The sequence below is a fragment of the Sinomonas soli genome (assembly GCF_054782415.1).
The window spans coordinates 356,683-364,649 of the sequence record NZ_BAAGSN010000006.1 but is presented as its reverse complement, the minus strand read 5'-3'; the positions used below and the strand labels follow the sequence as shown (position 1 = coordinate 364,649).

General features: G+C 72.2%; 7 protein-coding genes, 1 tRNA gene and 1 other RNA gene. 2 read left to right on the top strand and 7 right to left on the bottom strand.

Annotated elements, in window-relative coordinates:
- The 6 genes from ACYVKZ_RS07335 to ACYVKZ_RS07310 all read right to left on the bottom strand — a co-directional run.
- Positions 1-1,303 (bottom strand): aspartate kinase (locus ACYVKZ_RS07335; protein WP_460991434.1); only part of this gene is annotated, 1,303 nt, incomplete at its 3' end.
- 85 nt (positions 1,304-1,388) lie between these two features.
- Complete coding sequence (locus ACYVKZ_RS07330) at positions 1,389-2,414, bottom strand: isopenicillin N synthase family dioxygenase (RefSeq protein ID WP_460991433.1); 1,026 nt, start codon at positions 2,412-2,414, stop codon at positions 1,389-1,391.
- 77 nt (positions 2,415-2,491) lie between these two features.
- Positions 2,492-3,091, bottom strand: a complete 600-nt coding sequence (gene recR, locus ACYVKZ_RS07325) for a recombination mediator RecR (RefSeq protein WP_460991432.1) — start codon at positions 3,089-3,091, stop codon at positions 2,492-2,494.
- Positions 3,092-3,100: 9 nt separating this feature from the next.
- The gene (locus ACYVKZ_RS07320) at positions 3,101-5,935 is read right to left on the bottom strand and encodes a DNA polymerase III subunit gamma and tau (RefSeq protein WP_460991431.1); all 2,835 of its coding nucleotides are present in this window, start codon (positions 5,933-5,935) and stop codon (positions 3,101-3,103) included.
- 53 nt (positions 5,936-5,988) lie between these two features.
- Positions 5,989-6,085, bottom strand: an RNA gene (gene ffs / locus ACYVKZ_RS07315) — signal recognition particle sRNA small type.
- 99 nt (positions 6,086-6,184) lie between these two features.
- The gene (locus tag ACYVKZ_RS07310) at positions 6,185-6,520 is read right to left on the bottom strand and encodes a hypothetical protein (protein WP_460991430.1); all 336 of its coding nucleotides are present in this window, start codon (positions 6,518-6,520) and stop codon (positions 6,185-6,187) included.
- Positions 6,521-6,572: 52 nt separating this feature from the next.
- Here ACYVKZ_RS07310 and ACYVKZ_RS07305 point away from each other — a divergent pair, with 52 nt between their 5' ends.
- The gene (locus ACYVKZ_RS07305; RefSeq protein WP_460991429.1) at positions 6,573-7,013 is read left to right on the top strand and encodes a hypothetical protein; all 441 of its coding nucleotides are present in this window, start codon (positions 6,573-6,575) and stop codon (positions 7,011-7,013) included.
- Between the two features lie 133 nt (positions 7,014-7,146).
- A tRNA-Ser gene (locus tag ACYVKZ_RS07300) sits at positions 7,147-7,231 on the top strand.
- Between the two features lie 80 nt (positions 7,232-7,311).
- Here the strand turns inward: ACYVKZ_RS07300 and ACYVKZ_RS07295 are convergent.
- The gene (locus tag ACYVKZ_RS07295) at positions 7,312-7,926 is read right to left on the bottom strand and encodes a TetR/AcrR family transcriptional regulator (RefSeq protein ID WP_460991428.1); all 615 of its coding nucleotides are present in this window, start codon (positions 7,924-7,926) and stop codon (positions 7,312-7,314) included.
- Positions 7,927-7,967: the final 41 nt, after the last annotated feature.

The following is a 7,967-nucleotide window of genomic DNA, read 5'->3' as shown; positions in this document are numbered from 1 at the left end:
TGCCGCCGTAGACGGTGGCCTCGGACTCGGCGTCGAGGTTGAAGGCCGAGTGGATCGCGCGGACGGCGGCGTCGAGGAGGTCGGCGCGCGTGACCACGGAGATGCGGATCTCCGAGGTCGAGATCATGTTGATGTTGATCCCGGCATCCGAGAGCGCCTGGAAGAACGTTGCGGACACGCCGGGGTTGGAGCGCATGCCGGCGCCGATGAGGGAGAGCTTGCCGATCTCGGCGTTGTACTCGATGTCCTCGAAGCCGATCTCGCCCTGGGCCGCCTTGAGCGCCTCGAGCGCGTCCGCGCCCTCGACGATGGGGAGCGTGAACGAGATGTCCGTCTTGCCGCGCCCGAACGTCGAGATGTTCTGCACGATCATGTCGACGTTGGCGTGCGCCTTGGCGATGACCTGGAAGATCGCGGCGGCCTTGCCGGGGATGTCCGGGACGCCCACCACGGTGACCTTGGCCTCGGAGCGGTCGTGCGCGACGCCGGAGATGATGGGCTGTTCCAAGGCGACTCCCTCGCTGATGGTGATCTTGTCATCGGGGCTGGGCAGCACCCAGGTCCCCTCATGCTGGCTGAACGAGGACCTCACATGTAGAGGTACCCCGAAACGGCGCGCGTACTCGACGCAGCGCAGGTGGAGGATCTTGGCGCCGGAGGCCGCGAGCTCGAGCATCTCCTCGCTCGAGATGCGGTCGATCTTCTTCGCGGCCGGGACCACCCGGGGGTCGGCCGTGTAGACGCCGTCCACGTCCGTGTAGATCTCGCAGACGTCGGCGGCGAGGGCGGCGGCGAGCGCCACTGCGGTGGTGTCCGAGCCGCCGCGGCCCAGGGTCGTGATGTCGTGGCTCTCGCGGCTCATGCCCTGGAAGCCCGCGACGATCGCGATGTTGCCCTTGTCCAGCGCCGTCCGGACGCGGTGCGGGTCCACGTCGATGATGCGGGCCTTGCCGTGGATGCCGTCCGTGATCATGCCGGCCTGCGAGCCGGTGAACGACTGCGCCCGCGCGCCGAGCTGGGTGATGGCCATCGCCAGGAGCGCCATCGAGATGCGCTCGCCGGCAGAGAGGAGCATGTCCATCTCTCGCGCCGGGGCGCTGTCGGTGATCTCGGACGCGAGGTCGAGGAGCTCGTCCGTCGTGTCGCCCATCGCCGAGACCACGACGACGACCTCGTTGCCGGCGCGCTGCGTCTCCACCACGCGCTGGGCCACCCGCTTGATGCCGTCCGCGTCCGCGACGGAGGAGCCGCCGAACTTCTGGACGATCAGCTGCCGGGCAGGCACTTCGAGGGGCAACGACATGCGGGCACACTCACAGGGGGGCTAGACACTTCAGGGGTCCCAGCCAGTTTACGCTTCGGCCCCAGACCCGGGTGAATTGTGACCGCTACCCCGCGAGCTCGGGGTAGTGGATCCGCGCGGTCTGCGGATGGGCGCGCAGCCACCCCTTGAGGACGTTCTCGCCGTAGGAGGACAGCATGGGGTTGTCGGGATCGTCCGAGACACCGCGGGCCTGGGCGGCGAGGTCGGCGGGCAGCTCGACCTTGTCGATCACGGCGTCCAGGCGCGGCGACCAGAAGAACGGCACGGAGTAGCGGTCCACCCCGGCCGGGGGCGCGGTGACGCGGTGGATCGTGGCCATGAGGTAGCCGTCCGTGGCGACCTCGAGCATCTCGCCCAGATTCACCACCAGCGCGCCCGGCGTGGGCGGGACGTCGATCCACTCCTCCTGCCCGTACGGCTGGACCTCGAGGCCGCCGACCTGGTCCTGCAGCAGCAGGGTGACGAAGCCGTAGTCGGCGTGGAGGCCCACACCCTGCTGGCCGGCCTCGGGGACCACTCCGGTCCCGACGTAGTGCACGAGCTTGCCCATCCACGCCGGCGTGCCGGCGAAGGGCTCCGCGAAGTGGTCTTCGGGCAGCCCGAGCGAGACGGAGATCGCGGAGAGGAGCTCGGCGCCGACCGCGGACATGAGCTCGGCCCATTCCATCGCGGCCTTCTCGAGGGCGGGGAAGGCTGCGGGCCACTGGTTCGGCCCCTGGAGGCGCAGGTAGGGCCGGTCGTCGGGGACGTGCTCGAGCGGCGTGCGCTCGGGCCCGTAGTCGATCTGCTCGCGGGCGTCTGCGCGGCCGCGGGTCACCTCGGTGCCCAGACGCGTGTAGCCGCGGAACTGGGCGGAGTTGCGGTTGTCGAGGGCGAGCCGGTCCTCGAGGGGCATACGGAAGAACTCGGCGACCGTGTCGAGGAGCTCCTGGTCCTGGCCCGGCCGGCCCCCGTAGCCGACGATCTGGAAGAAGCCGACGCTGTGGGTCGCGTCGCGCAGCGCGTCGAGGAACTCGGCGGTGAAGGCGCCGTCGACGCCCCTCGCGGTCGAGAGGTCGAGGACCGGGATGGACGTGCGTGCAGTGCTCATGGATCCAGCATGCGTCAGCTCGGCGCGGGCGCTTAACACTCTGTCATGAACTGCTGGTGCGCTAATATGCCCGCCGCTCAGCCGATGGCGCTGCGCCGGCCCTCGAAGGCCCGGCCCAGGGTGACCTCGTCCGCGTACTCGAGGTCGCCGCCCACGGGGAGCCCGGAGGCGAGGCGGGTGACCTTGACCCCGATGGACTTGAGCATGCGCGCCAGGTACGTCGACGTGGCCTCGCCCTCGAGGTTCGGGTTCGTGGCCAGGATGATCTCGGTGACCTGCTCGTCGTTGAGCCGGGTGAGCAGGTCCCGGATGCGCAGCTGGTCCGGGCCGATCCCCGCGATCGGATTGATGGCGCCGCCGAGCACGTGGTACCGGCCCCGGTAGGCGCGCGTGCGCTCGACGGCGAGCACGTCCTTCGACTCCTCCACCACGCAGATCACGCTGGGGTCGCGGCGGGGGTCGCGGCAGATCGCGCACGTGTCCTGCTCCGAGACGTTCCCGCAGATCTGGCAGAACTTCACGCGCTCCTTGACGCCCACGATCGCGGCGGCGAGGCGCTTCATGTCCTCCGTGTCGGCCTCCAGGATGTGGAACGCGAGCCGCTGGGCCGACTTGGGGCCGATGCCGGGGAGCCTGCCGAGCTCGTCGATCAGGTCTTGGACTGCGCCTTCATACACCCCACTACGCTACCGCGGGGGAATGACAGTGCCGTCCAGGCCCCGCTCCTCGATGAGCTTTCCGCCCAGGACCCGCTCGACGGCCGCGCGCCCGAACAGGGCGGAGTGCTCGATCGTCTCGTCGTCCGCGCTTGCGATGTCCTCGACGTACTCCCGCTGCGGCGCCTGCTGGGGCTGGGCCTGCGCCTGTTCCGCGGCGGCCTTGCGGCTGAGCCGCTCGTACATGCTCAGCTTCCGGCCCGCGTCCGGCTGGCCGGAGGCGGCGCGCTGGGGCGGCTGGGCCGCGGCGGGCTCGTACGCCGGCTGGGCGGCGACCGCCGCGCCGCCCGGTGCCGAGGGCGCGCCCGGTGCGGACGACGACGCCGGGCCGGCCTCCGCGGGAGCGCCCCCAGCGCGGGTGTTCGGCTCGGTGCCGATGGTCCAGACGCCGGGGGTGCTCTCCCGGGCGTAGGCCCAGGGATCCTTCGGGGCCCCGGCGGGGGTCTCCTGCCGCGGTGCTCGGCGCTCCTGGGCGGGTGCGCCAGTGACGGTGCCGGCCGGTGCCTGAGGCCGGGCCACGGGCGCGGGGGACTGGGCGGCGCGCCTGGGAGCGGGGCGTCCGTCATCCTCGGGGTACGGCTCGTCCCAGTCGCCGGGCGGCTCCTCATCGGAGAAGGGGATGTCGTCGTAGGGGGTGGCGGCGGCAGGGCGCGGGGCAGGGGGCGCCGGGCGGCCCACGGCAGCATCCTGCCGCGCGGGGTCCCTGGGCGCCGAGTCCCGCGGGGAGGCCCCGGCCTGGGGAGTCGCCGCAGCGGGACGCGGGCCCTGGGCTGCGGGCATCCGCGGAGCCTGGGGGGCCGAGGCCGGTGCGGGCGGTGTCTGGGCGGGAGCCTGCTGCGCAGAGGGCGCGGGCTGAGGTCCCGGCGCAAGGCCCCAGGCGATGTCCGCAGCGGACGGAGCGGGGCCGGCCGAGGACGGGTCCGCAGGCTCTGCGGGTGCGGTGCTGGCCGTCGGCTCGGCCGCACCATGGATGGACGTCTCCTGGCGCGGGGCGGTTTCGGGCGCAGGCGTGCCCCGACGCGGCTCAGCGGGCGCTTTTGGGCGCTGCCCGCCCCCTGCCGCGGCGGGGGCGCCCGGGCCGTTGCCGCCCGTGACGGCGTCGATCTGGCAGTCGACGCCGAGCACCGACGTGATCGCCGTGTGCAGGTTCGCCGAGTGGTCGCCGCGGCTGAAGGCCGAGGCCAGGCCGGAGGTGCCGAAGGCGAGCGCCAGGGTACGGCCGTCGAAGCCGGCGACCGACGCGTTCGGTCCCACGAGCGCCCAGGTGCTGCGCTTGACCTTCGCGAGGGTGTCGAGGATGTCCGGCCAGGCGCGGCGGAACATCTCCACGCTGCCCGCGCCGCCATGCTGCGCCTCGGGAGCCGGGCGGCCCGAGGGCTCGGCGTCGCCGCCCGCAGCCGCCGGGCGGTCGCTGGGCTCTGGCGCCGCGGGGGCTGGCTGGGAGGCGGGTTTCGACTCCGCTTCGCTCCGCTCAACCACCGGGGGCTCGCTCCGCTCTGGCGCCGGGGGTTCGCTCCGCTCAACTACCGGGGGTTCGCTCCGCTCTGGCGCCGGGGGTTCGCTCCGCTCAACTACCGGGGGTTCGTTCCGCTCGCCCGCCGCGGGTCCAGCGGCGGCCGGCCGTTCGCCGTCGTGCGCGAAGGAGAGGCGTCGCTCGAGCCGATCGACGCGCGCAGCCCAGCCCCGCTCGGTGGCATCGGCCGCGGGGAGCATGAGGCGCGCGCAGAGGAGCTCGAGGTGCAGGCGCGGTGAGGTCGCGCCGGTCATCTCGTTGAAGGCGCCGTTGGTGACGTCGGCGGCCCGGGACAGCTCCGCCGCGCCGAGGTTCTGTGCCTGGACGCGCATGCGCGCGAGCTGGTCCGCGGGAATGCCCCGAAGGATCGACTCGGCAGCGTCCGGCAGCGCCCGGACGATGATGAGGTCGCGGAACCTCTCGAGCAGGTCCTCGACGAACCGGCGCGGATCGTGGCCGGTCTGGATGACCCGGTCGACGGCGCGGAACACCGTGCCGGAATCCCCGGCGGCCATGGCGTCCACCACGTCGTCGAGCAGGGCGGCGTGCGTGTACCCGAGGAGCGCGACGGCGAGCTCGTAGTCGATCCCGTCGGTCCCGGCGCCGGCCATGAGCTGGTCGAGCACGGACAGGGAGTCTCGCACCGAGCCCCCGCCGGCGCGGACCACGAGCGAGAGCACGCCCGGTGCGACCGGCACGTGCTCCGCCGTGCACAGCTGCTCGAGGTAGGCCATGAGCGGCTCGGGCGGCACGAGCCGGAACGGGTAGTGGTGCGTGCGCGAGCGGATGGTGCCGATGACCTTGTCCGGCTCGGTCGTGGCGAAGATGAACTTGATGTGCTCGGGCGGCTCCTCCACGATCTTCAGGAGCGCGTTGAACCCGGCCGAGGTCACCATGTGGGCCTCGTCGATGATGAAGATCTTGTAGCGGTCGCGGACCGGGGCGAAGGTGGCGCGCTCGCGGAGGTCGCGCGCGTCGTCCACGCCGCCGTGGCTGGCGGCGTCGATCTCGATGACGTCGAGCGAGCCGGCGCCCCCGCGCGCGAGCTCGACGCAGCTCGGGCAGACCCCGCACGGCTCCGGGGTGGGGCCCTGCTCGCAGTTGAGGCAGCGGGCCAGGATGCGCGCCGAGGTGGTCTTGCCGCAGCCGCGCGGGCCGGAGAACAGGTAGGCGTGGTTGACGCGGTTCTTCCGCAGCGCCGTCATGAGCGGCTCGGTGACGTGCTCCTGCCCGATCACGTCCTGGAACGTGTCCGGCCGATACCGGCGATAGAGGGCAGCTGGAGCATTCACGTCAGAAACCCTACCAATCGGGGCCGACACCCAGCCCGGTTATCCACAGGTACGGAAAAGGCCCCTCATGCACCCGCCAGAGCCCACTTACCCTTGCTACCTTCCGGTCCTGGGGGAGTTCAGCAGGATGACGCCACATGAGGGGCTGGGGTCCATCGTAGCCCAGTTCCGGGCGAGGCCCGAATCGGGTCCCGCGGCGTGTGCGGGCGCGACACGCAGGGCCCCGCACGTCCCCGTGATATGCAGTCATCAGGCCCCGCACCCAGGGCCGCACACCAGCATCACCAGGGGGAAGATCGTGGGGAACATCGCATCTGTGGGGGCCATGCGGGCGGGGGTCCGCAGGCTCGGCGTCGGGATGGTCGGGGCCATCGCGGCCTTCGCACTGGCGGGGTGCGGGGGAACAGGGGCTCCATCGGCGAGCGGCACCACGTCGGCGTCGGCATCGGCACCCGCCTCTGCCCCCGCCTCCGCGTCCGCGACCGCATCGGCCACGGGACGCGCGACCGCGGCGGCTCCGAGCAGCGCGGCGCCCTCTGCCGCCCCCGCGCCGGCGGCACCGGCCCCGGCGCTGAAGAAGTTCACCTTCCCCGACGGGCACCTCTCGTTCGAGTACCCGGCCGGCTGGACCGTGAGCGTGGCGCAGGGCCCCACGCTCCCCGACGGAGGCCTGGACTCGAAGATCGCCACGGTGCGCGACGCGACCGGCAACGAGCTCGCCACCGTCCACTCCGGCATGTACGCGGGCGGGGCGGCGGGGCCCGTGGGCAGCCGGACCATCATCGAGCAGGCCAAGGTGCCCCTTCCGGACCAGCGCGGCCAGGCGGTCTACGCCTTCTACGCGGACACCACCCCGGACGGCCGCACGTGGTACAGCATGGGCATCGAGTCGGGGCCGCTCAGCGCCTCGGACACGGCGACGACAGGCGGCGCGGTCGAGCTGCCCAACGGGTTCCTGCTGGCGCACGTGGTCTTCACCGACGCGCCCTTCGGGAACATCGGGGCAGCGAAAGCCTGGTACGCGGGCCCCGAGGGGGAGCAGCTGCGGGCGCTTTTCCTGAGCCTCTCCTACGCCTGAGGCGGTGCGCACGACGGCGGGTGCCCGCCTCGGGCGGAAGGCACGGCGCCGTCGTCGTGCGCGGCCTGGGCACCCCGATTCGGCGCTCGCGCCGCCGTCGGGTATTCTGGAGCCTGCTCTTGCGAGCACACCTGGAGGATTCGCCTAGCGGCCTATGGCGCACGCCTGGAACGCGTGTTGGGTTAACGCCCTCGGGGGTTCAAATCCCCCATCCTCCGCGCGTGGATGTCCGAAGGACAACGAGAACACCCCCGGTCTGCCGACCGGGGGTGTTCTGCATCTGCGGGGCCTCGCCGGCTCAGCCCTCGTCGCAGAGCAGGTGGTACCAGCTGTCCGCGAGGACCTCGAGGGCGTGCTCGCGGTTCGGCTCGTACTTGCGGCGCGTCCACAGGGTGGCCACGTAGTCGAGCTGCGTGAACGCGAGCGTGCCGCGGATGTGCCGGGTCTCCTCCTGGAAGCGGCCGGCCAGCTCCATGCCGCGCACGAGGTCCGAGATGACCTCCTCGTGCCAGGAGTCGACCATGGTCCGCACCTCGGGGTCGACGGCGGCGGCCTCGTCGAGGACGTCGAGGTAGGGGCGGAAGACGGGCCACAGCGCGGCCCGCGACTCGAGCCACGCCAGGATGCCCTCGAGCTTCCCCTCCCTGACCACGTCGACGAGCTCGGCCGCGGTCGAGGTGCTGTTCGGCCCGTAGGCGCGGTCCAGCATGGTGTTGACCCGGGCCATGAAGTCCTTCATGAGGTCCGTGCGGGAGGGGTAGTACGCGTAGAAGGTCACCCGGGTGGTGCCGGCGGCCGCCGCGATCTCGTCGATCGTTGTCGCGGCGTACCCCTTCTCGATGAACAGCTCGAGGGCACGCTCCACGATCCGGTCGCGCGTGAGCTGCTTCTGGGCTTCCCGCAGTGACGGCATGGACCAATCCTAGGTGTGGCGCCCCGCTGGCCGGTCGCGCC